We start from the raw sequence: 22,040 nt of genomic DNA on the forward strand, positions 1-22,040 counted from the left end.
TGTGCAGTCGGATATTCGAATTAGTCGTGGCGGGGCGTGCGGTACTCGCCGGGCAAGGCGACCTGCAGCCGCGCTGCAGCGAGGTAGTGGCCGACGGACCAGGCCGTCTCTTCCGGCGCCTGCCAGATGTACCGCCCGCGCACGCGGAGCTCGCCGCTCACCCAGCGCAGGGCTGTGACGACCACCGGGTACCCCGGCTCGGGCACCATCACGTCGCCAATGCGCAGGCGGCGCGCTTCGGTAGCCCGAGTCGCGGGGTTCAGGTTGTACTCCGTGCCCTCGGTCTTACGCCGTGGCATCGGCCGGTGCAGCGGCATCATCGTCACGCGGCGGGGACGGCCCGGCGGAACTCGCGGGTGGGGTTCATCCAGCCCATCGGCCACGGTGACTGCACCTGATACGGCGACTGCACGATGAGTTGCAGCCGGTTCGAGTTGGGCGACGTCCGGATGCGCTGCACGGTAACCGGCGCCAGCGGCTCCTTGGTGCGCCGGTCGTGCCGTGCATAGACGGTGTCGCCGGGCTGCACATCTCCGACGGTGACGGTTGCGCCAGGGGTGTACTGAGTGGACATGGTGTTCTCCTTGTGTTGTTATGCAGCGCGGGTGCGCTCGCTGCTCTTGTTGAGTCCCTTGGTGTGGTCGGTGGCAGTGTCCGCGATCTGCACCACGGGCACAGGCGGGCGGGCGAGGATGCGGCTGACGACCGGGCTTGTCCAACGTCCTCCGCGCTTGGTCGGGTGACCCTCGTTGGCCAGCGTCGCGGCGATGTCCTTGCAGGTGCGCCCCTGAGCGCGGAGCTCGTTCATCCGCGCCAGCGCGTCCTGCTCTTCGTCGATGGGGTAGAGCATCCCGTCCTTGGCGAAGTAGCCGTACGGCGCCGGGCCGACAGCGCGACCGCCCCGAGCAGCCTTCGCCTTGCGCCCGTCGCGCATGCGCTTGACTGACATGCCCTTGTCCAACTGGGCGAACACACCCACCATCTGCCGCATGGCCGTGCGCATCGGGTCGTCCGGGTCGTCACGGGCGACCTCGCCCATGTCAGCGGCGTGCAGCGTGCGGTTTGCTTTCCACACCTGGGCGAGCACAGCTTCCTGCACCGTTAGGGAGCGGGCAAGGCGATCAAGCCGCGCAACGAGCAGTACTTCCACGTCGGGTTCCTGCAAGCCGGTCAGGGCATCCATCAGCCCTTCGCGCTGTCCGGCGTCCAAGGTGCCGGACACGCCTTCGTCGCGATAGGTCTGCACGATCCGGATGCAGTGCACCTTCGCGTAGGCGCGGCAGGCCTTCTCCTGTACGTCCAGCCCGAAGCCGTCAAGCTGGCTCGCGGAGGACACGCGCAGATACATGATCGCGTTCATCGCTTGTCCTCCTTCGGCGTGGTGTCGAGGTCGATGTCGGGCACCGGGTAGGTCTGCACCATCGGCGCGTCGGTCCAGCGGTTCGGCATGTTGTAGATGTCGCCTTCGACGTGCTGAATGGTGGCGCCGGTCGCGGGGTGCCGCGCGGTGTAGACGTAGCTGCCCTCGGTGAAGCGCAGCTCCCAGCCCGCGTCGTGCAGTGCGTCAGCGAGGTCATCGTCCGCCCCGCCTGGAAAGAACGCGTCGCCTGCGGACGGTTCATGGAAGGCGTCGAGGATCGCCTTGAGCGCCGCGAAGGTGTCGGGTCGCTCGGTGCGCACCCTCTGGAGTGTGTGGTCGTATGCCGCCCAGTAGCTGTCCAGATTCATCACTGAGCCGCCTTCGTCGCGTCGATGTGGCGCTGCTCGGCGATCACCACACCCTCCTTCGTTGCCATCGTTGAGCCCTTCTTCGTGGGCTTCGGCGTCGCCTTCGAGGCAGGCTTCGCCTTGGGTGCAGGCTTCGGTGAGGCGTTCTTCGCGTCGCGCGCAGCACGAGCCTTGGCCTCGGCCGCGAGCCGCTTCTGGTTGCCGTCGCTCTTCTGGAACCGCCCGCGCAACTGCGATCCGACGTAAACACTCCAGGGGTCCGGACGCTTGCCGGTCTGCTCGGCGATCCAGTCGCAGTAGCTCTCGATGAGCGCGCTGGCCTCCTTGGTCGCATACTGAGCCAGAGGTGCGGGGTTCGAGGTGGTTGCCTTCTTGGTGGTCATGTCCGGTCCTTCGGCCGTTGGTTTTTCGGGGTTGCCGCCATTTCGGGCGAACTGGCGGCGAGGAAAGTCTCCTCGAACGTATGTACGAAAGCAAACAATTGCTACGTGGGCGTAGGGCTCATCGGACTGGCCGTACCCTCGCCGGGGTAGTCCGGCGGGCGTTCTCGTGTGGCTACGACCAGCCCTGTGAGCCTCCCGGACACCTACGAGCCGAAGTCGGCGTCCGAGATGCGAGCACCGCGACGTTCGCGGCGAGCCTGGTCGGCGGCGGCGAGTCGTGCCTCGGTCTGAGCCCGCTCGGCGGCGCGCACGGATGAGAGCACTTCGTCTTCGCGGTCTTGCTGCTCGGCCATGACCCGCTCCTGCTCGGCTACCTCGGCGGCGCGGGTAGCGCGCAGGGCGTCCAGATCGGTGCTCATCGCCTCCGCCCCTTGCCTCGGCTGGACATGTTGTCACCGCGCTCGCGGGACAGCATGAGCTGTTCGCGCGTCATCCGAGATTCAGGACCGCCGTCGTCCAGGTCGCGGGCGGTCTGCCGAAGGGCGCGCTGTTCCTGTGCGAGCAGGTCAGCACGCCGGGCGGTGTCGCGGGCGGTCATACCGCGATGCTCGGACGACCGTGCACGCGCGGACTGCTCCGCTTCATGGAAGGCACCCTTGTCGAATCGCGTGCGCGGCGCGGGCTCGTCTTCGATCACTTCGGCATCCACAACGTTGGACTCTTGTGGTTCGTCCTCATCGTCGACGTCCAGGTCCATCACCATGTCTGCGGCGTGTTCCTCGAACGTCTTCTTGGTGATGCCGACCTCGACCTGTTGCGTACCTGCCAGGTTCGCCCGGTCCAGCAGATCCCTCGCAGCGGCCAACTTGACGCGGTCGTCCACCTTGGGCGAAGACAGCATCTCGACAAGCTTCTTCGCGGCCAGATCACTGGCCATCAGAATGCGCACCTGCGCCGCTGCACGTACCTGGGGTGCGGCACCACCGTGGAGTCGACACACCGTACTGCCCTTGATCGCGTAGTTCAAACAGGGAGTTCCATTCCTCCGACGTGCAGTGCATACGGTCCCGGAGTTCATCCGGTCCAGACCCTTTCTCGTCATGACTTTGCAACCTTTCGTTGTTGTGTTGATCGTTGAGTACTGATCGCCCGAACCGGTCGAACCGAGTGATATCTAAGTCGTTCGCGAGGAAGTATTAGGGGGAGTTTAGGTATCACTCGGTTCGGTCGGTTCTACTGCGTATTTCCGGGGATCTTGTCTTTCCAGACGAGACCCAGAAACAGTCTCGGATTGTCAGAAATGACTTCTTCTGCACCGATGACTCGAACCTTCGGTCCGACCGTGGTCGGCCTTCGGGACACACGTCGCTCGGCTTCGGCCGATAGACGCTTGCGAACCTTGCGTACACGGTGACGAGCCAGCTCCTCGTGCTCCACGAACTTCTTCGCGTAGTCGCGGCGTCCCCATCGGGCATTGCCATGTGCCTCGGACCAGGCGCTCGCCGCTTCCCACACTTCGGATTCGAGCACCATGCCCTTGGGGGCATAGTCGAAGTGTTCATTGACGAAGCGCAGCACGTCGTCGGATTCGAGTTGCCATGATCGAAGGTCGTTGATCAGGCGTTGTGGCTCGGCAGGCAGACGACGACCGTTCTTGTACCACTGATAGGCACCCTCGACTAGCCAGCCGAGTACTACCGCCTCCGGGGTGTGCCGGAAGCGCTCGCGCAATGCGGGGTCACCTTGCTTCTCGTCCGTTCCTCGACGCGGCTTGTCCACGAATGTGTAGGGGAATCGCCACAAGCGGAACCGACGCCATGTTGCGAAGGTGTTCTCGGGGATCACTGGGCGATGGTTGGTGGTGAAGACCACATTGAATGTGACTGGAAACGACTCGCCCTGTTTGTAGTGAGCACGACCGTCCATGCTCTTGGTGCCCAGGAGCTCCTTCAGACGCTTGACGACTAGCTCGCCCTTGGGCAGCTCCTCGTGCACCACGATCCGACGACCGCGCAGGCGCAGTACCTCGACAGGCGTGTTCCCAGGCTGAGCGAACAGCACCTTCTCGGGCAGCGGTCCGGCGAACGCTGGCGCAGTGTCCCCCTCGCTATATCCGACGGTCGTGGTGATTGCGTCGATCAGTGTGCCCTTGCCGTTGCCACCACCACCTTCGAGGAAGTTGCCACGGTCGTCCTCGGGCGGGTAACCGGTGATCGCCTGTCCGAAAACACACTGGGCGTGCCCCTGCACATCCTTGGGCAGGGCGTCGAGCACGGCATCCCACTCGTCGTCGTTGAGCTGTCCCTCGTACTCGACCGGTGCCATCATCGTCCAGCGGAACCCGGCATGCGGCAACAGATCCTTGGTGCGCAAGTCGATGACACCGTTGAGACAGTTGAGGTGGTCGGGATGGTTGTCCCACGACAGAATGGACTCTTCCAACAGACCCGCGAGAAGGTCACGAACGTTTCCGATCTTCGCTTTGGACAGCAACGCCTTGATGTCCTGAAGGCGCGCACCACCACTGCGCTCCACATCGAACAGCCGGTCGAGCTCGTCCTGCACGATGCGGGTCAGATGTACCTGCGTGCACGGCGACCACACCTTGCCGGTGTTGCGCAGCCACCCGGTCTCGGTGAAGGCGTACTCGCCGCGCAGACGTTCGGCCACGTAACGCGACAGCGGACTATCGGCAAAGCGAGTCTCGTCGTTGGCGTCGTTGGGCAGCCCCTTGCCCGATGGCTTCCGCGCTTCGCCGTTGTACGCCGATCGCAGCGACTCCAGCGCCTCTCGCTCCTCATACGCGGGGTCCTTGAGATCTTCGACAGTGCTCTGATACTCCTGCACGACCGGCCACGCCTCCTCAGACGTGTAGCGTTCGTCGCGTAGCTGGCACGCCAGCCAGAACCCGGTCTCGTTGCGACCTTCCTCGTCTTCGGTCACCTTGCGCAATGCGATGCGCAGCAACTCGGCGGTGGGACGGCCATGCCCGAACGACGATCCTCCAACCTCGGGCGTCGCGGCGACCATCTCGCGTAACCGATCTGCGCCGTTCTTGGTCCGCATGAGGTCGTTCAGGTCTGTGCCCTTGTCGAGCACGACGACTCGGATGCGCTGGGCGATGCCCTCCAGCGAGCGTGCCCACTTCTGCGAGGCCTTTCGCCCCGCGCCATCACCGTCGAAGACGAGCACCACGTCACGATTGCGGAGAGGTTCGAGTTGAGCCCCGCGCGGCACTGATCCTGCACCGTTGGTGCCGATGACGGCGACGAACCCTCTGGAGATCGCCGACAGCACGTCGTGTTCACCTTCGGTGACGATCACGTACTCATCGCTGCGATTCAGAATGGACAGCGGGTACAGCCGCGTAGGCGATCCCATGCCGGCCACGCTGATGCACTTGTCCACACCCTCAGGGGCATTCGGCAGATACCGGCGCACGTTCACGAGCTCGTCATTGGAGTCGCGAACTGGGAATGTTATGCGTCGTCCGTCGTAACCGATCGCCATGTCGCGAATGGTCGTCCGGCTGACACCGCGACTTGCAATGTAGTCGCGAATCTTGTTGCTCTGCGATAGCTGGAGCTGCCAGACCTGCACATCCTCGTCGGTCGCGCGCCTCGGCTTGTCGTTCTTCATGTTCTTTCCTTCTTCATTGGATGAGAGCAGAGCCTTGGTGTGCCCCTCTGGTGGATGGCGGTCAGTCTTCGGTTGCGGCGTCGATGAAGGCGCGAATCTGGGAACCCTTGTGCCGGACTGCTGCACCGCTGATGCGGACACAGCCGAGCCGCTTGGACTGGCGTAGGCGGATGACCTGTCGAGGGCTGATGCCCAACAGTTCGGCGGTCTGCTCGTTGGTGTAGAGCCTGTCGTCTTCAAGGACGAGATGTTCGGTGGCCACGATGGACCCTCCTTCGGTGGAGAGTCGAGAGGTCCAGAAACGACAAAAGCCGAGCTGGACCCCTCGACAGAAATGTCGAAATGGGATCCACTGCTCGGCTGAACGGTTCGGAGCGTCCGTCTGATCTTCGAGAGACCGGCGCGTTCTCGCTGAGCCCTGTCGCCAGGGGCAGCAACTTTCCACTCGGAACTTCGCTTGCCGCGAGCCTCCGGTCATCCCCCAGGGAGCCATCGGACAGCGGTACTGCTGGTACTACATGTTTCGATCCGGCGAACCGGGTTGATTCAGTGACCCTACTCTACCCTGCGGTGGCACCGGGGTGCTGGTTCTGCTGGTTCGCGTGTTGGGGAGAAGGTGAAAACCTCTCGATGGCGTACTTCAGGCGGATGGTCTCGAAGGCGTACGGGTCGAATTTGCGCGGCACATCGCAGTACCACTCCACCGCGCCGATCGACCGTTCGTCCGTGAGGCGGATCAGTTCGAGCCCGCGCCAGGGGTCAGCCTGCAACGTGCGGTAGCGTCCGAACACCGGCTTGCTGAGCGGCCAGTAGACGGACTGAAGCTGCTCGGCGATGAACCAGGCTGAGCGCTTGTGCCCCTGCCAGCGCCAGAACGCCAGGCGGCACGTTGCCTCGGTGACGATGCCCCAGGACTCCGGCACGATGCCGTCGAGCGGCGGCGCCAGGTAGCGGAGCGTGGCCAGGGCGATGGCCGGCAGATGCTGCATCGGAGTGCGCTTGCTGATGACAGCGCGGGGCTCCGGTGGCAGGTTCCAGGATTCGACTGTCGCGGGCTCCCAAGGGAACCGCAACGCGGGGATTCCCCGGTCAGCGTAGACTTCTTGTGTCGGGTGAGTGATGGTCATCGCGATTCTTTCAGGGTCGAGGTCCCGGCGCAGCCTTGGATACACTGCGCCGGGGCCGATCTGTTTTCAGATGTACGGCGTCGGGTCGAGCTGGAACCCCGACGACATCGGCAGGTTGCTGATGGTGTGCTGCGCGGCGGCATACGGGTCCTGGACCTTCTCTCCGTAGAAGTCGGCCGACCGCACCGCTGACGCGAGACGCGACTGTACGACCTTCGCGCGACCGACGAGCTTGCGGTACTCGGTCGCCAGCGCGTCCGGGTCTTCGCCACGTTCCAGCCGCACGACGAGCGCGTGAACCTCGTTGAAGAGGTCGTCCGCCGCCTCCAGGTGCCGCGCGTTGCTCTGCAGGTCGCGCTCGGCGTTGTCGATCAGACTGCGCTCCACGATCTGCACCTTGTCGAATGCCGCGCGGTCGATCGCCGCGATGTAGCGCCGCTCAGTCTCCGAGTTCGGGTACGCCTGCTCTCGCGCCGCCCGCCGCGCGCGGTCCAGCACGCCGGGTCCGAGGGTGTTGGCGAGCGTGCCGCCGTAGTCACGAGCGCGGCTGGTGGTGACGGGGATGTCCTGAGCGGACATGTCTGGCGGCGTCGTGCTGGCTCGCTGTGTGTTCGTCATGGTGGTGCTCCTGTTCAGCGCTGGTTGAGGCGAGCGGACTCGCGGTTCTTCTTGTCGGCGGCGCGGATGCGGTCTCGCGTGGCGGCGCGGCGGTCCGAGTCGGCGAAGGCTTCCTCGAACTTGCGCTCGGCCAGTGCGAGCGATTCGTCGATCATGTCGGCCGAGTCGGTGTACTTCTTCCGTGCGTTCTTCAGCCGTGTGACGGTGGCGCCTCCGACCTTCGGGTAGGCGGGCAGCTCAGTGCCGGGCAGTGTCATTGGTTCTTCTCCTTCGTGTTGTAGGTAGTGCTGGGTAGTGCGGCGGCGATCTCGGGGTTGATGAGCGCGTACGGCTCCAGCCCTGCGACGATCACCTGTCGGAGCACGGTGGCTCGGGTCGCGCCGGTCATCTTCACGACCGCGTCGAGCGCCTTGCCGACGCCAGCGGGCACGTCCGCCTTGACGACGACGCTGCCCTCGCCAAGGGTGTTCGGTCGAGCCATTTCGTCCTCCTGTTCGTTTTCGTTCGCTTAACCGGAACTCTCCTCCAGCGGGAGTCACACATGTTGCCGAAGAGCAGTCTTGAAGGCATCGACCGAAGGGAATCGACAATGTCTGCACAGCGTTACGACCAGCCCAGCGAGTACGGCGGCGGTGACGGCGGCAATTACCGCACGCCAGCCGGTACGCCTCGCCAGCTCAGCCCCGGCGAGCGCGCCCGTTTGTTGCGCTCCGAAGGCCTCCGACCCGGTCGCCCCGGCGAGAACGTGGTCGCCGAGTACGACCCGTTCACCAACCCCGACCCGGAGTCGGTTCAGCTGGCGCCTGGCTTCCGTCCGTAACTGCCCACCGCGCCCACGAGAATGGCCAGGGTGTGAAGAACGGCCCGACTCCGGTACATCCGGACAGTCGGGCCGTTCTCGTGTGGCAGGCGTGGCGCCTGTCGCTTAGATGGTCGACAACAGAGTCTTAAGCCGCTCGTACAGGTTGTCGAGGTCGTCCTGGAACCGTTCGGTTAGCTTCCACGAGTCGCCAATGTCAACGTTGTCGGCGGCGAGCATGGCCACCGCGTGACGGGCGTCGTGCAGCGCCGTGTAGTAGCGCTCCAGATTGCCGATGAAGAGCCGAACCTCTAGGTCGCTGAGGTCGGAGCCGTTGACAGCCTCGGGAGGATTGGTGGCTGCAACGCGGGTGGCGAACGTTCCAGCGGCAATCGCGGCGCTCACGCGACGTAATGCTTCTTCGATCCGCGTTCGCTTTGAGTCGCGACGCTTGGTGGCCCGCGTCAGATAGGTCGTCAAGAGGACGCCAGCGATCGCGCCGACCAATGCGAGCCCACCCGAGATCCAGACATCCATCGAGGCCGAGCCTACTGGTCGGCCACTCGGGACAGAACCCCTCCGGAACCCCTCCGACCTCGCCTGCCCAGCGCTGACCACCGATGACCAGGGGTCGCCGGACTTCCGCATGATCTCGGGCGAGAACGGGTATCATCGGTCAACGCTGGTCAGCCCTGGTTCTCGCGGAAGGCCCATGCCTGACCCCTTCTGGTTCAGTTGTTCTTGGTTCGAGTCCAGGTACCCCAGCAAGACAGAAAGCCCCGGAATTCCGCATCACGACGGAGAACCGGGGTTCTTGCTTTCCCCCGCGTCCGTGGGAGCCGGTACGCTCACGAGGGTGCAGACGCTGACGGATGTCATCCTGATTCTCGCGGCCATCACCACGGCGGCGGCAGGTGGGGTCTATCTCGGATTCTCGGCGATGGTCATGCCGGCGCTGCATGGCGATCCGCGCGCCACCGGAGTGATGAACCGCATCAACGTGCGCGCGACCCGCTCCCTGTTCATGGTGGTCTTTGTCGGCTCCGCGCTCACCTGCCTCGCGGCAGGCCTCCTCGTTCTCGGTTCGCTTCCCGGCGTCGACGCGCTGCTCGCGATCGCGGGCGCGGCGGCGGGTCTTGTCGGCTTCGTGATCACGGCGGCGGTCAACGTGCCGCTGAACAACCGGCTCGCCCCCGCGTCGGCGACGGATGCGTCGGCCTTCGCATCATTCGAGGGCGGCTGGCGGCGCGCCAACGCCGCACGCGGCTGGACCTCGATCGCCGGTGCTGCGGCTCTCGCCGCCGCGCTCGTCATCTGACGGTCGGCGCCGCTCGCGCACGGTCGATGAGGCGCCTTTGCGTCTGCTCCTGTAGGCTCGATGGTGTTAGGCAGTTGAAGTCTCGTTTCTGTCGGAGGATCTCCTCCGAACCGGCTTCTGGGCCCGGACATGTCCGGGCAGGTATTCGACTCGGCGGCTTTCTCGGGTGCGTGGAATCGCGCACCTCCGCCACTCACAAGCTCCGCGGCGAGACCGTCGCGGCTTCACGGATCACTTCCATGGTCCAGACAACAAAGGAATGACGTCATGGCCACTGGCACCGTCAAATGGTTCAACTCCGAAAAGGGCTTCGGCTTCATCGCTCCCGACGACGGCTCGGCCGATGTGTTCGCGCACTTCAGTGCGATCACCGGCAACGGCTACCGCAACCTCGAAGAGAACCAGAAGGTCTCGTACGACGCCGAGCGCGGGCAGAAGGGCATGCAGGCCGCCAACATCACGGTGATCTGACCCCGACGCGGGACGGGTGGCAGCGCGAGGGTATCGTCCCTCCGCTGCCACCCGTCTGTGCTTCCCGGCCCGCGCTGCCGGCTCGGACGCGGCGCGCGGCTTAGGCTGGGGTCATGCTGAGTGGCCGTATCCGTCCCGTCGAGGTCCGCGAACTCACGGTGGAGGCCGACAGCATCGACGAGGCACGCGCCGCAGTGATGGCACAGGTCCCCGACGGCTGGGTGCTGACGGATGCCGCGGCCACCATGGCGAAGGCATCCACCAGGATCATCCTCAACGCGAAGATCGCCCGCCGTGACGGCACACGCGACATCGAAGCATCCGACCTCGACGGACTGCACGCTCTCGTTCCGGACGGCTGGCAACTCCTCAGCGTGCGGGCATCCTGACTCACTGCGCGCCGCTGCAGTCGTAGAGCCCGGTCACATCGGCGTCGGCCACGGCGGTGCACGAGCTCTCCACCCATGCCTTGATCTGGCTCGACGTCGTGGTGCCCTGCCCGCCGAACCCGCCGCCGCGACCCGACGTCACGACGTACTTCACGTCTCCGGCCGCGACCATGGCGGTGAACGCATCGAGCGACGGCACGGGATCATTCCCGCTGAACCCGCCGATCGGCAGCACCGAGGCGCCGTTCGACCCGATGATCAGAGGCGCCGCGGCCTGCGCGCCGAACACCGCCACCGCGTACTTCGCCGTACCGGCGTGCGCTTCGACGTAGGAGAGCAGCGCACTGTCATCGGCGCTGCCGGTGAGACCGCCGCCGAACCGCCCGCCGTTCGGTGTTCCCGCCGGTGCTCCGCCACCGCTGAGCGTGGGCGGCATCCCGCCATTGCCGGCGCCTGGCCCCTGCCCAGCGGGCGCCTGTCCGCCGGGGCCCTGCGCACCGAACCCCGGCTGATTCTGGCCGCCGAAGGCGAACGAACGCCCTCCGCCGCCGAGCCCCGACATATCGCTCACACCGCCCGCGACGGGATTCGTCGCGCTCGGGTGCCACAGCGTCACGATCGACCACGCGGTCGGCGTCAGGAGCATGGCGGCGACGGTGAGCGCAGCGGTGGTGCGACGCATCCATCGCTCGGGACGGCCGACGACGATCAACGCGATCGCACCGGCGGCGAGCACCGCCTGCACCACCGCGACGGTGACGGAATAGCCGCCGTACACCAGGGCGATCGGAACCGCCGTCGCGGCGCTCACCGCCACCAGCGCGATCTGCGGCCAGCGCACGTCGCGCTGCCGGGAGAGCCCGACGGCGGCGCCGATCGCAAGGGCCATGGGAACCGCGAGCGCCGCCGTGTAGAACTGGTGCATCCCGGCGACGGCCGAGAACATGACGAGGAACGTCGCGAGCCACCCGCCGATCAGCACCCAGACCCGCGCGGGCACCCGCAGCGCGATCAGCACGGCGACCGCGAGCAGGGCGGCCGGAACCAGCCACCCGATCTGACCGGCGAGCTGTGTGTTGAACAGCCGGAGCACTCCGGCATCGCCGGAGAAGCCCGGCGTGAACGAGTTGTAGGCCGACGCATCCGCCGTTGCCTGCCCGAAGCGCCCGAGCCCGTTGTACCCGAACACCATCTCCCACGGGTCGTCGTGCAGGGTGCTGCCGATGTACGGGCGAGCGGATGCCGGGATCAGCGCCACGGTCGCGATCCAGGCGACCGAGAGCCCGGCGCTCGTGAAGCCGGCCACGAGAAGGTGCCAGATGCGGCGGGTGAGGGGCTGGCGCGTGCAGAGGTATGCAGCCGCGAGCGCCGGCCACACCGCCCACGCCTCGAGCATGTAGCACTGGAACGCGGCCGCGACGAAGACGCCCGCGAGCATCAGCCAGCGCAGCTGCGCGCGTTGGATCGCGTGCACGGCCGCCCAGGCGGTGAGCGCGAGGCCGAGGACGAAGAACGACTCCGGCTGATTCGAGCGTGACACCGCGACGAGGATCGGCGTCGACGCCACGACAGCGCCGGCGATGAGACCCGCCGCCGTGCCGGCGAGGCGGCGGGCGGTGATCGCGACCACCAGCACGGTGGCGACGGCGGCCAGGGCGTTCGGCAGCACCACGGTGAACGTCGAGAAGCCGAACAGCTTCACGAACAGGGTGGGGATCCAGAACGAGCCCGGGATCTTGTCGAGCGTGACGGTCCCCGCGGGGTCGAACGCGCCGAAGAAGAAGTTCGGCCAGCTCTTGCTCATCGAGACCGCGATCGCCGCGTAATAGTCGGAGCGCGACCCCTCCCACGATCCCCAGATCGTCAGGAGGGCGGACGCCACGGCAAGCGTCACGAGACCGCCGGCCCAGAGGCGCGGCGGCCGCGCGGCGCGGGAGGTCGATGTCGTCGGCAGCCCGGGAGCGTCAGAGAGGGCGAGAGTCGTCATGCAGGCGAAGCTAGCGACGCCGCAAAAGCAGGCCCCCTGCGGCGGTTATGAATGGCCTGTGGCGGATGCCGGGCAGCCGTCGGGTGTCAGATGTCGGCGGCGTCACCCGGGTCGAGCTCGAGGAACTCTCCGTCGTGCTGTTCCACCGCCCACTTGAGACGCTCGCGTCCCATGTTGCGCCCGATCGTCGACAGCGTCATGTCGTGGGTGCCGAACGCGCGGCGCGGCGCGACGGCGAGCACGAAGTCCATCGCATCCCCGATCTTGAGCCACGGCGCCCCCACGGGAGCGGCGAGGAGCGCGACGTCGCGCCCCTTCGGCACCGCATACGAGTCACCGGGATAGTAGAACTGCTCGTTGATGAGCACGCCGACGTTGTCGATCGTGGGGATCGATTCGTGGATCACCGCGTGGGTGCCGCCGAAGAACTCGAGCTGGAACGGGCCGACGGTGACGGTGTCGCCCGGGGCGACCACGGTGATCTCATGATCGGGCGCAGACGCGGCGAGTCCCGCGGGACCGTAGATCGGCACTCCGCCGGTCGCCTTCAGGATGCGGTCCAGGTGCTCCGGCGTCCAGTGGTCGGGATGCTGATGAGTGACCACCACCGCGATGACGTTCTGGGTCTCGGGGAGCGGATTCGTGAAGACGCCCGGGTCGATGACAAGGCCTTTGCCCTCGGCCTCGACCAGCAGGGCGGCGTGTTCGTACTTGGTCACTCGCATGCCAGCAGTCAACTCCGCCGGGCGGCCTCCGGCAAGTGCGCGGGCGACGCGCCCGGGTCGCCTGCGTGGATTTTGTCGGCGGGTTGGCCCATGGCATACTTGAACAGTTGCCTCCGCAGCGTCGGAGGAGACGGCCCCATCGTATAGCGGCCTAGTACGCCGCCCTCTCACGGCGGTAACGCGGGTTCGAATCCCGCTGGGGTCACCAACGAACAAGAGCCGGTCCTATCGGACCGGCTCTTGTTCGTTTGCGGCGTCGGCAGGGTGAGAGCCGCTCCAGCGCGGGGGGTCCCGCTCCGCCGGAGGCTCCGCACGTCGCGCAGCGGCGCGTGGAGTGGCGGAGTGGCCGAATCCCGCTGGGGTCACCAACGAACAAGAGCCGGTCCTATCGGACCGGCTCTTGTTCGTTTGCGGCGTCGGCAGGGTGAGTGCCGCTCCAGCACGGGTCCATGACAGACTCCCGGCCGCCTCACGGCGCGATCACAAGGTCGGTGGGCGATGCTCCTGTCGTGACCACCGCAGTGCGCACGACGCGCCCGACCGTCCTGACCTCCAGCTTCATCGGCCTGGCCACCGTGATCGCGGTGCTCGTCGGAGGGCTCGTCATCGCCGCGACGCCCTCCTGGTCGGTCGCCGAGGCCAAGGTCGTCTCGGCCGTCGGCGCGGCCCACCTCCCGCTGCTCGATGCGCTCGCGCAGCTCATGGACACCGCGATGGGGCCCATCGGCGCGCCGTTCGTCGGCGTGGCGCTCCTCGCCTGGGCGCTCCTGGTGACCGACACCTGGCGTGGCGCGGCCCGCGCCGGCCTTCTGCTCTCGGTGCCGTGGGCGGTGGCCGAGACGATGAAGCTCGTGGTGCGCAGGCCACGGCCGGAGCCGAGTGCCCTGACGCGGCTCATCGTGCCCGACCCGTTCGCCTTCAGCTTTCCGAGCGGGCACACCGCCTTCGCCGCCGGCCTGGTCTGCGCGGTGATCCTCATCGTCGCCACGGCACGCGCCCGTACCGTGGCGATCATCGTCGGCGGGGCGGCGGTGCTCGCCGTCGCATGGTCGCGGGTGTACCTCGGGGTGCACTACCCGACCGATGTCGTCGCCGCGATCGTGGTGGGGGTCGCCGTCGCCGTGCCGCTGAACGCGATCCTCGTCCGGTTCGGTCCGCTGCGTCCGCTGCCGCTCACCCGGTAGACTGGCCGGGCGAGAGGGAGTATCCCGAAAACTGCGCGTTCGTCATCACGGAATCCGTCGGAGGATGCCCGGGCGCGCTCCGTTTCAGGCGGGGGAGAGACTTTCGACGAACAGTCGACCCTCGAAAGGCCCTCATGGACTTCGTGATCCCTGCCTGGTTTGAGATCACCGCCATGGTCGTGCTGGTGCTCATCCTCGCCGCCGACCTGCTCCTCATCATCAAGCGTCCGCACATTCCGTCGATGAAGGAAGCCACCCTCTGGGTGGTCTTCTACGTCACGCTCGCGCTGATCTTCGCGGTGCTGCTGCTGTGGGCGACCGGCAGCGGTGATGCCGCGGGGCAGTTCGTGGCCGGATGGCTCACCGAATACAGCCTCTCGATCGACAACCTCTTCGTGTTCGTGCTCCTGATGAGCCAGTTCTCGGTGCCGCGCAAGTACCAGCAAGAGGTGCTGATGGTCGGCATCATCATCGCCCTCGTCCTGCGCGGCATCTTCATCCTGCTGGGCGCCGCGCTCATCGAGAACTTCAGCTGGATCTTCTACATCTTCGGCCTGTTCCTCGTCTACACCGCCTGGCGACAGGCGTTCCCCGGCAAGGAGGAGGACGACGCGGAGACCGAGACCGGCATCGTCCGGTTCCTGCGCCGGTTCATCAACATCAGCGACGCCTACGACGGATCGAAGCTGCGCACCACCGTCGACGGCGTGAAGGTGTGGACGCCGATGATCCTCGTGTTCCTCGCGATCGGCGTGACCGACCTGATCTTCGCGATCGACTCCATCCCCGCGATCTTCGGCATCACGCACCACGCCTTCATCGTCTTCGCGGCGAACATCTTCGCGCTCATGGGTCTGCGGCAGCTCTACTTCCTGCTGGGCGGACTGCTCGACCGCCTGCGCTATCTGCACTACGGGATCGCGTTCATCCTCGCGTTCATCGGGCTGAAGCTCTTCGCCCACGCGCTGCACGTCAACGAGCTGCCGTTCATCAACGGCGGGAAGTCCGTCGACTGGGCTCCGGAGATCTCGACGGTGACCTCCCTCGCCGTCATCGTCGTCGCGATGGCGGTGGCGACCGGTGCCAGCGTGATCGCGTCGCGCCGCGAGAAGAAGAAGGACCTCGCCGGCTGAGCGCATCCGGCGTCATACAGGCGATCCTGGCGTGACGCGATGGTAATCTGGGCGGGTGCGGAACGCTCGGCTTCTCCTTATCGGCCGCGGCGGGCTCTGAATCTCAGCCCAGGCTCGTCGCGGAGTTCGTCGTGGGCTTTCCCGCATCCCGAGGAGAACGAACACCAATGAGCACCCCCGCACCGGTGATCCCTGATCACCCCCGCACCCTGGCCGAGAAGGTCTGGGACGACCACGTCGTCGTGAAGGGCCAGGACGGCCAGCCCGACCTGATCTACATCGATCTGCACCTCGTGCACGAGGTGACCAGCCCGCAGGCGTTCGACGGCCTGCGCGCCGAGGACCGCGGCGTCCGCCGCCTCGACCTGACGATCGCCACCGAGGACCACAACACCCCGACGCTGCAGATCGACAAGCCCATCGCCGACCCGACGAGCCGCGTGCAGATCGAGACGCTCCGTCGCAATGCCGCCGAGTTCGGCGTGCGCCTGCACTCGCTGGGCGACGCCGAGCAGGGCATCGTGCACGTCGTCGGCCCGCAGCTCGGCCTCACCATGCCCGGCGTCACCGTGGTCTGCGGCGACAGCCACACGTCCACGCACGGCGCCTTCGGCGCGATGGCGTTCGGGATCGGCACGAGCGAGGTCGAGCATGTCCTCGCGACGCAGACCCTGCCGCTGAAGCCGTTCAAGACGATGGCGATCACGGTGGAGGGCGAGCTCCGTCCTGGCGTCACCGCCAAGGACATCATCCTCGCCGTCATCGCGAAGATCGGCACGAACGGCGGGCAGGGCTACGTGCTGGAGTACCGCGGCAGCGCCATCCGGGCGTTGTCGATGGAAGGCCGCATGACGATGTGCAACATGTCCATCGAAGCGGGCGCGCGCGCGGGGATGGTCGCCCCCGACGAGACGACGTTCGCGTATCTGCAGGGCCGCCCGCACGCGCCGAAGGGGCAGGACTGGGAGGATGCCGTGGCCTACTGGCGCACGCTCCCGTCGGACGACGGCGCCGTCTACGACGCCGAGGTCTTCATCGACGCATCCGAGCTCGAGCCCTTCGTCACCTGGGGGACCAACCCCGGTCAGGGCGTGTCGCTCTCGGGCACCGTGCCCGCGCCGACCGACTTCGACGACCCCAACGAGCGGGCCGCCGCCGAACGGGCTCTGGAGTACATGGATCTCGCCCCCGGCACGCCGCTCAAGGAGGTCCCGGTCGACGCCGTGTTCATGGGGTCGTGCACGAACAGTCGCATCGAGGACCTGCGCGCGTTCGCCTCCATCGTCCAGGGCCGCACCAAGGCGCCGGGAGTGCGCGTCATGGTCGTGCCGGGCTCGGCGCGGGTGCGCCTGGAGGCCGAAGCGGAAGGGCTCGACAAGGTGTTCGAGGCGTTCGGCGCCGAATGGCGGTTCGCCGGCTGCTCGATGTGCCTGGGCATGAACCCCGACCAGCTCGCGCCGGGGGAGCGCTGCGCCTCGACCAGCAACCGCAACTTCGAGGGCCGGCAGGGCAAGGGCGGACGCACGCATCTGGTGTCGCCGCTCGTCGCGGCGGCCACGGCGGTCCGCGGCACGCTCTCCAGCCCAGGCGATCTCGAGGCTGCCGAACCGGCGCCCGCCGTGAGCGGAGCGGAGGCCTGACATGGAGAAGTTCACGAGTCACACCGGCATCGCGGCACCGCTGCGACGCTCCGCCGTCGACACGGACCAGATCATCCCGGCGGTCTACCTGAAGCGCGTCACGAAGACGGGCTTCGAGGACGCCCTGTTCGCCAGCTGGCGGCAGGATCCCGACTTCGTGCTGAACCAGGAGCCGTACCGGCACGCATCCGTTCTCGTGGCGGGGCCCGACTTCGGGACCGGTTCGAGCCGCGAGCATGCGGTGTGGGCGCTGCGCGACTACGGCTTCAAGGCGGTGCTGAGCCCGAAGTTCGCCGACATCTTCCGGGGCAACGCGGGCAAGCAGGGCCTCGTCACCGGTGTCGTCTCCGAGGACGACGTCGAGCGGCTGTGGGCGGCGATCGCCGCGGCGCCGGGCGCCGAGATCACCGTCGACCTGCAGACGCGCACCGCGACTCTCGGTGAACTCCAGGTCCCGTTCGAGATCGACGATTACACTAGGTGGCGGCTTCTGGAGGGTCTCGACGACATCGGGCTCACTCTCCGCAACGAAGAGCGAATCGCCGCCTACGAGGCGCGTCGCGCGAGCTGGAGGCCTCGCACCCTGCCGGTGCAACCGCAGCCCGCTGATTGATTCCGACCCATTGTGAGGCACATCGCATGACACTCCTGAACGGCCTGACGGCAACCAGCGGTCGCACGGGAGGGTCAGGTGAGACGCTCGCGATCCGCGGCGGCCAGCCGCTCCGGGGTCGGATCGACGTGAAGGGCGCCAAGAACCTCGTCACGAAGGCGATGGTGGCGGCGCTGCTCGGCGAGACCCCGAGCACCCTGCGCGATGTGCCCGACATCAGCGATGTCGCGGTGGTCAGGTCGCTGCTCGAGGTGCACGGCGTGCGCGTGTCGGACGAGGACGGCGGAAGCACGTTCCACCTCGACCCGTCCGACGTGGCGACGGCGCACATGGAGGAGATCGACGCGCATGCCGGAGCGTCGCGCATCCCGATCCTGTTCTGCGGCCCGCTTCTGCACCAGCTCGGGCAGGCGTTCATCCCCGACCTCGGCGGATGCCGCATCGGAGACCGGCCGATCGACTTCCACCTCGACGCCCTGCGCAAGTTCGGCGCCGTGGTCGAGAAGCTGCCCGCCGGCATCCGGCTGTCGGCGCCCCACGGTCTGCGCGGGGCGAACATCCACCTCCCGTACCCGAGTGTCGGGGCCACCGAGCAGGTGCTGCTGACGGCGGTGCGTGCGCGCGGCGTGACCGAGCTGCGCAACGCGGCGATCGAGCCCGAGATCATGGACCTCATCGCCGTGCTGCAGAAGATGGGCGCGATCATCTCCTACGAGCCGAACCGCGTCATCCTCATCGAAGGCGTCGACCGGCTGCGCGGCTACGACCACCGGGCGATCTTCGACCGCAACGAGGCCGCGAGCTGGGCGAGCGCGGCGCTCGCGACCAACGGCGAGATCTTCGTCGGCGGTGCCCGGCAGCCCGAGATGCTGACGTTCCTGAACGTGCTGCGCAAGGTCGGCGCCGACTTCGACATCCGCGAGGACGGCATCCTGTTCCGTCGCGGCGACAGCGACCTGCGTCCGGTCACCGTCGAGACCGACGTGCATCCCGGCTTCATGACCGACTGGCAGCAGCCGCTCATCGTCGCGCTCACGCAGGCGCACGGGAAGTCGATCGTGCACGAGACCGTGTACGAGAACCGGTTCGGCTTCACCGACGCCCTCGTGAAGATGGGCGCCAAGATCACGGTGCATCCCCACGGCCTGCAGGACGGCCCGCGCCGCGTCCCCCGCCGCAACCTGGAGCAGGCCGCCGTCATCACCGGCCCGACCCCGCTGACCGCCGCCGACATCACGGTGCCCGACCTGCGCGGCGGCTACAGCCACGTCATCGCCGCGCTCACCGCCACCGGCCAGTCGACGGTGCGCAACGTCGGGATCATCAGCCGCGGATACGAGAAGTTCTTCGACAAGCTCACCGCCGTCGGCGCAGACTTCGACGTCCTGAGCTGACCGTGGCCGCGCCGAAATCGCGGCGGCACGCGTCGCCCGAGAAGACCCGCCCGAGCGTCTTCTGGCTGCTCGCGGCCGTCGTCCTGCCGTGCCTCGGCGTGGTGGCGAAGATCGAGGTCCGCGGTGCCGAGAACCTCCCCGAGGAGGGGCCGTTCGTGCTCGCCGCGAACCACCACAGCGAGATCGATCCGCTGATCGTCGCCGCCTCCGTGTGGCGCCTCGGCCGCGCTCCGCGGTTCATGGCCAAGGAGAGCCTGTTCCGCGTGCCGGTGCTCGGATGGGCCCTCCGCAGCACGGGAATGGTGCCTGTCGCCCGGACCTCTTCGTCATCCGCCGCCCGCGAGACGCTGAAGACGTCGCGGGAGCTCGTCGAACACGGCCGCGGAGTGATCGTGTACCCCGAGGGCACCCTCACCCGCGACCCCGACCTGTGGCCGATGCGCGGCAAGTCGGGAGCGGTCAGGCTCGCCCTCGCCGGTGACATCCCGGTGATCCCGATGGCGCAGTGGGGGGCGCAGCAGATCCTCCCACGTTACGGCCGCATGCGGCTCTGGCCGTTGCGCCGGCGCATGACCGTCGTGATCGGCGAGCCGGTCGATCTGACGGCGTTCCGCGGGACGGAGGCAGCCCCGGCAGGTTTCACCCGCGCCACGACGCTCGTCATGGACCGCATCGCCGAGCTGCTCGCCGGGATCCGGGGCATTCCGGCACCCGCCGAGCGCTGGAACCCGGCCGCGCACGGCCAGAAGGAGACGGGTCGCCTTGAGCCCTAGGCACGACCGCGGCACGGCCGCGTCCCGCGTCACGGTGCTCGGCGCGGGAAACTGGGGAACGACGTTCGGCAAGATCCTCGCCGACGGCGGCGCGCACGTCACGATGTGGGCGCGCCGGCCGGAACTCGTCCACGAGATCAACGAGGCCAAGCGCAACAGCCACTACCTGCCGGGCATCAACCTCCCGCGCACCATGTCGGCGACCACCGATCTCGCCGCGGCGCTCGACGGCGCCGCGCAGGTCTATGTGTGCGTGCCGAGCCAGACGGCGCGCGACAATCTCAAGCCCGTGCGGCCGCTCGTGAAGGACACGGATGCGCCGATCGTGTCGCTCATGAAGGGCATCGAGCGTCGTTCGGGGCTGCGGATGAGCCAGGTGCTCGAGCAGGTACTCGAGTGCGACCCCGACCGCATCGCGGTCGCCTCGGGCCCGAACCTCGCGCTCGAGATCGCCCGCGAGCAGCCGACGGCCGCCGTCGTCGCGTCCACGAGCGCCGAGACCGCCGCCGCGGTCGCGATGCGCGCTCGCAACTCCTACTTCCGCACGTTCGTGAACACCGACGTGATCGGCACCGAGTTCGGCGGAGTGCTGAAGAACCTCATCGCCGTCGCGATCGGCATCGTCGACGGCGTCGGCTACGGCGAGAACACGAAGGCCTCGATCATCACCCGGGGGCTCGTCGAGATGACGGACTTCGCCGTTGCCCAGGGTGCGCAGCCCGAGACGCTGCAGGGTCTCGCGGGCCTCGGCGACCTCATCGCCACCTGCCAGTCCCCGCTGAGCCGGAACAACACGGCGGGCCGGCTTCTCGGCCAGGGCTACAGCCTGCAGGATGTCGTGAAGCAGATGGAGCAGACCGCGGAGGGTCTCGCGTCGGTCGCCCCGGTGCTGCAGCTGGCTCGTGCGTCGCACGTCGACATGCCGATCGTCGAACAGGTCAAGCGCGTGCTCGACGGCGCGATGGACCCGCGCGACATCGCCCCGCACCTCACCACGGACGACGACACGCCCACGGGCGAAAGGACGCAGAATGGACAAGCTCGCGGTGGCGGTGCTCTTTGGCGGACGATCCAGCGAGCATTCGATCAGCTCCGCGACGGCGGGGGGAGTGCTCCGCGCCATTGACCGCGAGCGGTTCCGGGTGATCCCGATCGGCATCACCCGCGACGGCGCGTTCGTGCTCGAGGACGACGACCCCGACAAATTCGGTCTCGATCCCGCGCACCTGCCCGAGGTCGTCGACAACGGCACACGCATCCTCTGGCCCGACTCCGCCCGCAGCCGTGAGCTGCGGGTGACGGATGCCGAGGGCACGCGCTCGCTCGGAGATGTCGATGTCGTGCTGCCGATCCTGCACGGACGGTGGGGCGAGGACGGCACGGTGCAGGGCTTCCTCGAGCTCCTCGACATCCCGTACGCCGGCGCCGGATTGCTGATGTCGGCGATCGGGATGGACAAGAACACGACGAAGAACGTGCTGCGCGCGGCCGGCGTGCCCGTCGTGCCGTGGGTGAGCGTGACACGTGCCGACCTCGCCCGGGCACGGCGCATGTGGGAGCAGCGGATCCGCGCACTCGGCTTGCCCGTCTTCGTGAAGCCCGCGCGCGCCGGCTCCAGCGTCGGCGTGTCGAAGGTCGACGACTGGGACGAACTCGATGCGGCGCTCGACACCGCGTTCGCCGAAGACGGCACGGTGCTCGTCGAGCAGGCTGTGGTCGGCCGTGAGCTCGAGTGCGGCGTGCTCGCCGGGCGCGACGGGGAACCGCCGCGGGTGAGCGTCGCCGGCGAGGTCGTGATCCGCGACCGCGAGTTCTACGACTTCGAAGCCAAGTACCTCGGCGCCGCGGGCATCGAGCTCGTCTGCCCGGCTCCGCTCGCGGACGGCGAGCTGCGGGAGATGCAGCGCATCGCCGCCCGCGCGTTCGAGGCGATCGGCGGTCAGGGCCTGTCGCGCGTCGACTTCTTCTTCACGGGCACCGAGTTCTTCGTCAACGAGGTCAACACGATGCCGGGGTTCACGCCCATCTCGATGTTCCCGACGTGCTGGATCGCGAGCGGGATGACGTATCCCGAGCTCATCTCCGACCTCATCGACACGGCGCTGGCTCGGGGTTGACG

General features: G+C 67.4%; 28 protein-coding genes, 1 tRNA gene and 1 pseudogene. 13 read left to right on the top strand and 17 right to left on the bottom strand.

The window, feature by feature from the left end; all coding sequences use genetic code 11:
* Positions 1-20: 20 nt before the first annotated feature.
* From AC3RX1_RS05885 to AC3RX1_RS05950, 14 genes and pseudogenes are all read right to left on the bottom strand, one after another.
* Entirely contained in the window at positions 21-299 is a 279-nt protein-coding gene (locus AC3RX1_RS05885) for a hypothetical protein (RefSeq protein WP_491500310.1), read from the bottom strand.
* 23 nt (positions 300-322) lie between these two features.
* Positions 323-574, bottom strand: a complete 252-nt coding sequence (locus tag AC3RX1_RS05890; RefSeq protein ID WP_491500311.1) for a hypothetical protein — start codon at positions 572-574, stop codon at positions 323-325.
* 18 nt (positions 575-592) lie between these two features.
* On the bottom strand, positions 593-1,360 hold the full coding sequence (locus AC3RX1_RS05895; RefSeq protein ID WP_491500312.1) for a recombinase family protein: 768 nt from the start codon (positions 1,358-1,360) through the stop codon (positions 593-595).
* Positions 1,357-1,728, bottom strand: coding sequence for a hypothetical protein (locus tag AC3RX1_RS05900; protein WP_491500313.1), 372 nt, complete (start codon positions 1,726-1,728; stop codon positions 1,357-1,359). Before AC3RX1_RS05900 ends, AC3RX1_RS05895 begins: the two co-directional genes overlap by 4 nt.
* Positions 1,728-2,111, bottom strand: coding sequence for a hypothetical protein (locus AC3RX1_RS05905; RefSeq protein WP_491500314.1), 384 nt, complete (start codon positions 2,109-2,111; stop codon positions 1,728-1,730). The genes AC3RX1_RS05900 and AC3RX1_RS05905 overlap by 1 nt, the downstream gene beginning before the upstream one ends.
* 203 nt (positions 2,112-2,314) lie before the next feature.
* The gene (locus AC3RX1_RS05910; RefSeq protein WP_491500315.1) at positions 2,315-2,530 is read right to left on the bottom strand and encodes a hypothetical protein; all 216 of its coding nucleotides are present in this window, start codon (positions 2,528-2,530) and stop codon (positions 2,315-2,317) included.
* The gene (locus AC3RX1_RS05915) at positions 2,527-3,048 is read right to left on the bottom strand and encodes a hypothetical protein (RefSeq protein ID WP_491500560.1); all 522 of its coding nucleotides are present in this window, start codon (positions 3,046-3,048) and stop codon (positions 2,527-2,529) included. Before AC3RX1_RS05915 ends, AC3RX1_RS05910 begins: the two co-directional genes overlap by 4 nt.
* Before the next feature lie 48 nt (positions 3,049-3,096).
* Positions 3,097-3,213: pseudogene (locus AC3RX1_RS05920) on the bottom strand (HGGxSTG domain-containing protein); the annotation flags it as partial.
* A 131-nt stretch (positions 3,214-3,344) separates the two neighbouring features.
* Positions 3,345-5,750 carry a phage/plasmid primase, P4 family gene (locus tag AC3RX1_RS05925; protein ID WP_491500316.1) on the bottom strand — a complete coding sequence of 802 codons (2,406 nt, stop codon included), beginning with the start codon at positions 5,748-5,750 and terminating at the stop codon, positions 3,345-3,347.
* A 61-nt stretch (positions 5,751-5,811) separates the two neighbouring features.
* Positions 5,812-6,012 carry a helix-turn-helix domain-containing protein gene (locus AC3RX1_RS05930; protein ID WP_491500317.1) on the bottom strand — a complete coding sequence of 67 codons (201 nt, stop codon included), beginning with the start codon at positions 6,010-6,012 and terminating at the stop codon, positions 5,812-5,814.
* 298 nt (positions 6,013-6,310) lie between these two features.
* Positions 6,311-6,877, bottom strand: a complete 567-nt coding sequence (locus AC3RX1_RS05935) for a hypothetical protein (RefSeq protein WP_491500318.1) — start codon at positions 6,875-6,877, stop codon at positions 6,311-6,313.
* 66 nt (positions 6,878-6,943) lie between these two features.
* Positions 6,944-7,495 carry a hypothetical protein gene (locus tag AC3RX1_RS05940; RefSeq protein ID WP_491500319.1) on the bottom strand — a complete coding sequence of 184 codons (552 nt, stop codon included), beginning with the start codon at positions 7,493-7,495 and terminating at the stop codon, positions 6,944-6,946.
* A gap of 14 nt (positions 7,496-7,509) precedes the next feature.
* Positions 7,510-7,752: a hypothetical protein gene (locus AC3RX1_RS05945; RefSeq protein ID WP_491500320.1), complete on the bottom strand. Its 243-nt coding sequence runs from the start codon at positions 7,750-7,752 to the stop codon at positions 7,510-7,512.
* A complete protein-coding gene (locus AC3RX1_RS05950; protein ID WP_491500321.1) occupies positions 7,749-7,976 on the bottom strand; it encodes a hypothetical protein in 228 nt (75 codons plus the stop codon). The genes AC3RX1_RS05945 and AC3RX1_RS05950 overlap by 4 nt, the downstream gene beginning before the upstream one ends.
* Before the next feature lie 108 nt (positions 7,977-8,084).
* Here AC3RX1_RS05950 and AC3RX1_RS05955 point away from each other — a divergent pair, with 108 nt between their 5' ends.
* Entirely contained in the window at positions 8,085-8,315 is a 231-nt protein-coding gene (locus AC3RX1_RS05955) for a hypothetical protein (protein ID WP_491500322.1), read from the top strand.
* Between the two features lie 105 nt (positions 8,316-8,420).
* Here the strand turns inward: AC3RX1_RS05955 and AC3RX1_RS05960 are convergent, their stop codons facing one another.
* Positions 8,421-8,831 carry a hypothetical protein gene (locus tag AC3RX1_RS05960; RefSeq protein ID WP_491500323.1) on the bottom strand — a complete coding sequence of 137 codons (411 nt, stop codon included), beginning with the start codon at positions 8,829-8,831 and terminating at the stop codon, positions 8,421-8,423.
* Positions 8,832-9,150: 319 nt separating this feature from the next.
* Between AC3RX1_RS05960 and AC3RX1_RS05965 the strand changes: the two genes are divergently transcribed.
* The 3 genes from AC3RX1_RS05965 (at position 9,151) to AC3RX1_RS05975 (ending at position 10,472) form a co-directional block, all read left to right on the top strand.
* A complete protein-coding gene (locus AC3RX1_RS05965; RefSeq protein ID WP_491500324.1) occupies positions 9,151-9,612 on the top strand; it encodes an anthrone oxygenase family protein in 462 nt (153 codons plus the stop codon).
* Positions 9,613-9,879: 267 nt separating this feature from the next.
* Positions 9,880-10,083: a cold-shock protein gene (locus AC3RX1_RS05970; protein ID WP_491500325.1), complete on the top strand. Its 204-nt coding sequence runs from the start codon at positions 9,880-9,882 to the stop codon at positions 10,081-10,083.
* A 113-nt stretch (positions 10,084-10,196) separates the two neighbouring features.
* On the top strand, positions 10,197-10,472 hold the full coding sequence (locus tag AC3RX1_RS05975) for a hypothetical protein (RefSeq protein WP_491500326.1): 276 nt from the start codon (positions 10,197-10,199) through the stop codon (positions 10,470-10,472).
* Position 10,473: 1 nt separating this feature from the next.
* Here AC3RX1_RS05975 and AC3RX1_RS05980 read toward each other — a convergent pair whose 3' ends face one another.
* Together AC3RX1_RS05980 and AC3RX1_RS05985 are read right to left on the bottom strand one after the other, a co-directional pair.
* On the bottom strand, positions 10,474-12,459 hold the full coding sequence (locus tag AC3RX1_RS05980; protein ID WP_491500327.1) for an ArnT family glycosyltransferase: 1,986 nt from the start codon (positions 12,457-12,459) through the stop codon (positions 10,474-10,476).
* Between the two features lie 86 nt (positions 12,460-12,545).
* Positions 12,546-13,184 (bottom strand): MBL fold metallo-hydrolase, encoded by a 639-nt coding sequence (locus tag AC3RX1_RS05985; protein ID WP_491500328.1) that lies wholly within the window; start codon positions 13,182-13,184, stop codon positions 12,546-12,548.
* A gap of 132 nt (positions 13,185-13,316) precedes the next feature.
* Between AC3RX1_RS05985 and AC3RX1_RS05990 the strand changes: the two genes are divergently transcribed.
* The 9 genes from AC3RX1_RS05990 to AC3RX1_RS06030 all read left to right on the top strand — a co-directional run bounded on the left by AC3RX1_RS05990 (position 13,317) and on the right by AC3RX1_RS06030 (position 22,038).
* Positions 13,317-13,392, top strand: a tRNA-Glu gene (locus tag AC3RX1_RS05990).
* 301 nt (positions 13,393-13,693) lie between these two features.
* Positions 13,694-14,368 carry a phosphatase PAP2 family protein gene (locus tag AC3RX1_RS05995; protein ID WP_491500329.1) on the top strand — a complete coding sequence of 225 codons (675 nt, stop codon included), beginning with the start codon at positions 13,694-13,696 and terminating at the stop codon, positions 14,366-14,368.
* Between the two features lie 134 nt (positions 14,369-14,502).
* On the top strand, positions 14,503-15,501 hold the full coding sequence (locus AC3RX1_RS06000; RefSeq protein ID WP_491500330.1) for a TerC/Alx family metal homeostasis membrane protein: 999 nt from the start codon (positions 14,503-14,505) through the stop codon (positions 15,499-15,501).
* 167 nt (positions 15,502-15,668) lie between these two features.
* Positions 15,669-17,141, top strand: coding sequence for a 3-isopropylmalate dehydratase large subunit (leuC, locus tag AC3RX1_RS06005; protein WP_491500331.1), 1,473 nt, complete (start codon positions 15,669-15,671; stop codon positions 17,139-17,141).
* A 1-nt stretch (position 17,142) separates the two neighbouring features.
* Positions 17,143-17,754 carry a 3-isopropylmalate dehydratase small subunit gene (gene leuD, locus AC3RX1_RS06010; protein ID WP_491500332.1) on the top strand — a complete coding sequence of 204 codons (612 nt, stop codon included), beginning with the start codon at positions 17,143-17,145 and terminating at the stop codon, positions 17,752-17,754.
* Positions 17,755-17,780: 26 nt separating this feature from the next.
* Positions 17,781-19,148: a UDP-N-acetylglucosamine 1-carboxyvinyltransferase gene (gene murA / locus AC3RX1_RS06015; protein WP_491500333.1), complete on the top strand. Its 1,368-nt coding sequence runs from the start codon at positions 17,781-17,783 to the stop codon at positions 19,146-19,148.
* On the top strand, positions 19,145-19,921 hold the full coding sequence (locus AC3RX1_RS06020; RefSeq protein WP_491500555.1) for a lysophospholipid acyltransferase family protein: 777 nt from the start codon (positions 19,145-19,147) through the stop codon (positions 19,919-19,921). The genes murA and AC3RX1_RS06020 overlap by 4 nt, the downstream gene beginning before the upstream one ends.
* Positions 19,911-21,047 (top strand): NAD(P)H-dependent glycerol-3-phosphate dehydrogenase, encoded by a 1,137-nt coding sequence (locus tag AC3RX1_RS06025; protein WP_491500334.1) that lies wholly within the window; start codon positions 19,911-19,913, stop codon positions 21,045-21,047. Before AC3RX1_RS06020 ends, AC3RX1_RS06025 begins: the two co-directional genes overlap by 11 nt.
* Positions 20,953-22,038 carry a D-alanine--D-alanine ligase family protein gene (locus tag AC3RX1_RS06030; protein ID WP_491500335.1) on the top strand — a complete coding sequence of 362 codons (1,086 nt, stop codon included), beginning with the start codon at positions 20,953-20,955 and terminating at the stop codon, positions 22,036-22,038. The genes AC3RX1_RS06025 and AC3RX1_RS06030 overlap by 95 nt, the downstream gene beginning before the upstream one ends.
* The last annotated feature ends 2 nt before the right edge of the window (positions 22,039-22,040 follow it).

It is taken from the genome of Microbacterium altimontanum, assembly GCF_058349865.2.

Excerpts from the sequence above, each read along its gene's own strand:
- AC3RX1_RS05955 (WP_491500322.1), top strand. The coding sequence starts at position 8,085 with ATGTCTGCACAGCGTTACGACCAGCCCAGCGAGTACGGCGGCGGTGAC.
- AC3RX1_RS05890 (WP_491500311.1), bottom strand. The coding sequence starts at position 574 with ATGTCCACTCAGTACACCCCTGGCGCAACCGTCACCGTCGGAGATGTG.
- murA (WP_491500333.1), top strand. The coding sequence starts at position 17,781 with ATGACACTCCTGAACGGCCTGACGGCAACCAGCGGTCGCACGGGAGGG.
- AC3RX1_RS05940 (WP_491500319.1), bottom strand. The coding sequence starts at position 7,495 with ATGACGAACACACAGCGAGCCAGCACGACGCCGCCAGACATGTCCGCT.
- AC3RX1_RS05900 (WP_491500313.1), bottom strand. The coding sequence starts at position 1,728 with ATGAATCTGGACAGCTACTGGGCGGCATACGACCACACACTCCAGAGG.
- AC3RX1_RS05915 (WP_491500560.1), bottom strand. The coding sequence starts at position 3,048 with ATGGCCAGTGATCTGGCCGCGAAGAAGCTTGTCGAGATGCTGTCTTCG.
- AC3RX1_RS05945 (WP_491500320.1), bottom strand. The coding sequence starts at position 7,752 with ATGACACTGCCCGGCACTGAGCTGCCCGCCTACCCGAAGGTCGGAGGC.
- AC3RX1_RS05935 (WP_491500318.1), bottom strand. The coding sequence starts at position 6,877 with ATGACCATCACTCACCCGACACAAGAAGTCTACGCTGACCGGGGAATC.
- AC3RX1_RS05960 (WP_491500323.1), bottom strand. The coding sequence starts at position 8,831 with ATGGATGTCTGGATCTCGGGTGGGCTCGCATTGGTCGGCGCGATCGCT.
- AC3RX1_RS06030 (WP_491500335.1), top strand. The coding sequence starts at position 20,953 with ATGGACAAGCTCGCGGTGGCGGTGCTCTTTGGCGGACGATCCAGCGAG.
- AC3RX1_RS05905 (WP_491500314.1), bottom strand. The coding sequence starts at position 2,111 with ATGACCACCAAGAAGGCAACCACCTCGAACCCCGCACCTCTGGCTCAG.
- AC3RX1_RS05895 (WP_491500312.1), bottom strand. The coding sequence starts at position 1,360 with ATGAACGCGATCATGTATCTGCGCGTGTCCTCCGCGAGCCAGCTTGAC.
- leuD (WP_491500332.1), top strand. The coding sequence starts at position 17,143 with ATGGAGAAGTTCACGAGTCACACCGGCATCGCGGCACCGCTGCGACGC.
- AC3RX1_RS05885 (WP_491500310.1), bottom strand. The coding sequence starts at position 299 with ATGCCACGGCGTAAGACCGAGGGCACGGAGTACAACCTGAACCCCGCG.
- AC3RX1_RS05950 (WP_491500321.1), bottom strand. The coding sequence starts at position 7,976 with ATGGCTCGACCGAACACCCTTGGCGAGGGCAGCGTCGTCGTCAAGGCG.
- AC3RX1_RS05980 (WP_491500327.1), bottom strand. The coding sequence starts at position 12,459 with ATGACGACTCTCGCCCTCTCTGACGCTCCCGGGCTGCCGACGACATCG.
- AC3RX1_RS05925 (WP_491500316.1), bottom strand. The coding sequence starts at position 5,750 with ATGAAGAACGACAAGCCGAGGCGCGCGACCGACGAGGATGTGCAGGTC.
- AC3RX1_RS05910 (WP_491500315.1), bottom strand. The coding sequence starts at position 2,530 with ATGAGCACCGATCTGGACGCCCTGCGCGCTACCCGCGCCGCCGAGGTA.
- leuC (WP_491500331.1), top strand. The coding sequence starts at position 15,669 with ATGAGCACCCCCGCACCGGTGATCCCTGATCACCCCCGCACCCTGGCC.
- AC3RX1_RS05975 (WP_491500326.1), top strand. The coding sequence starts at position 10,197 with ATGCTGAGTGGCCGTATCCGTCCCGTCGAGGTCCGCGAACTCACGGTG.
- AC3RX1_RS05970 (WP_491500325.1), top strand. The coding sequence starts at position 9,880 with ATGGCCACTGGCACCGTCAAATGGTTCAACTCCGAAAAGGGCTTCGGC.
- AC3RX1_RS05985 (WP_491500328.1), bottom strand. The coding sequence starts at position 13,184 with ATGCGAGTGACCAAGTACGAACACGCCGCCCTGCTGGTCGAGGCCGAG.
- AC3RX1_RS06000 (WP_491500330.1), top strand. The coding sequence starts at position 14,503 with ATGGACTTCGTGATCCCTGCCTGGTTTGAGATCACCGCCATGGTCGTG.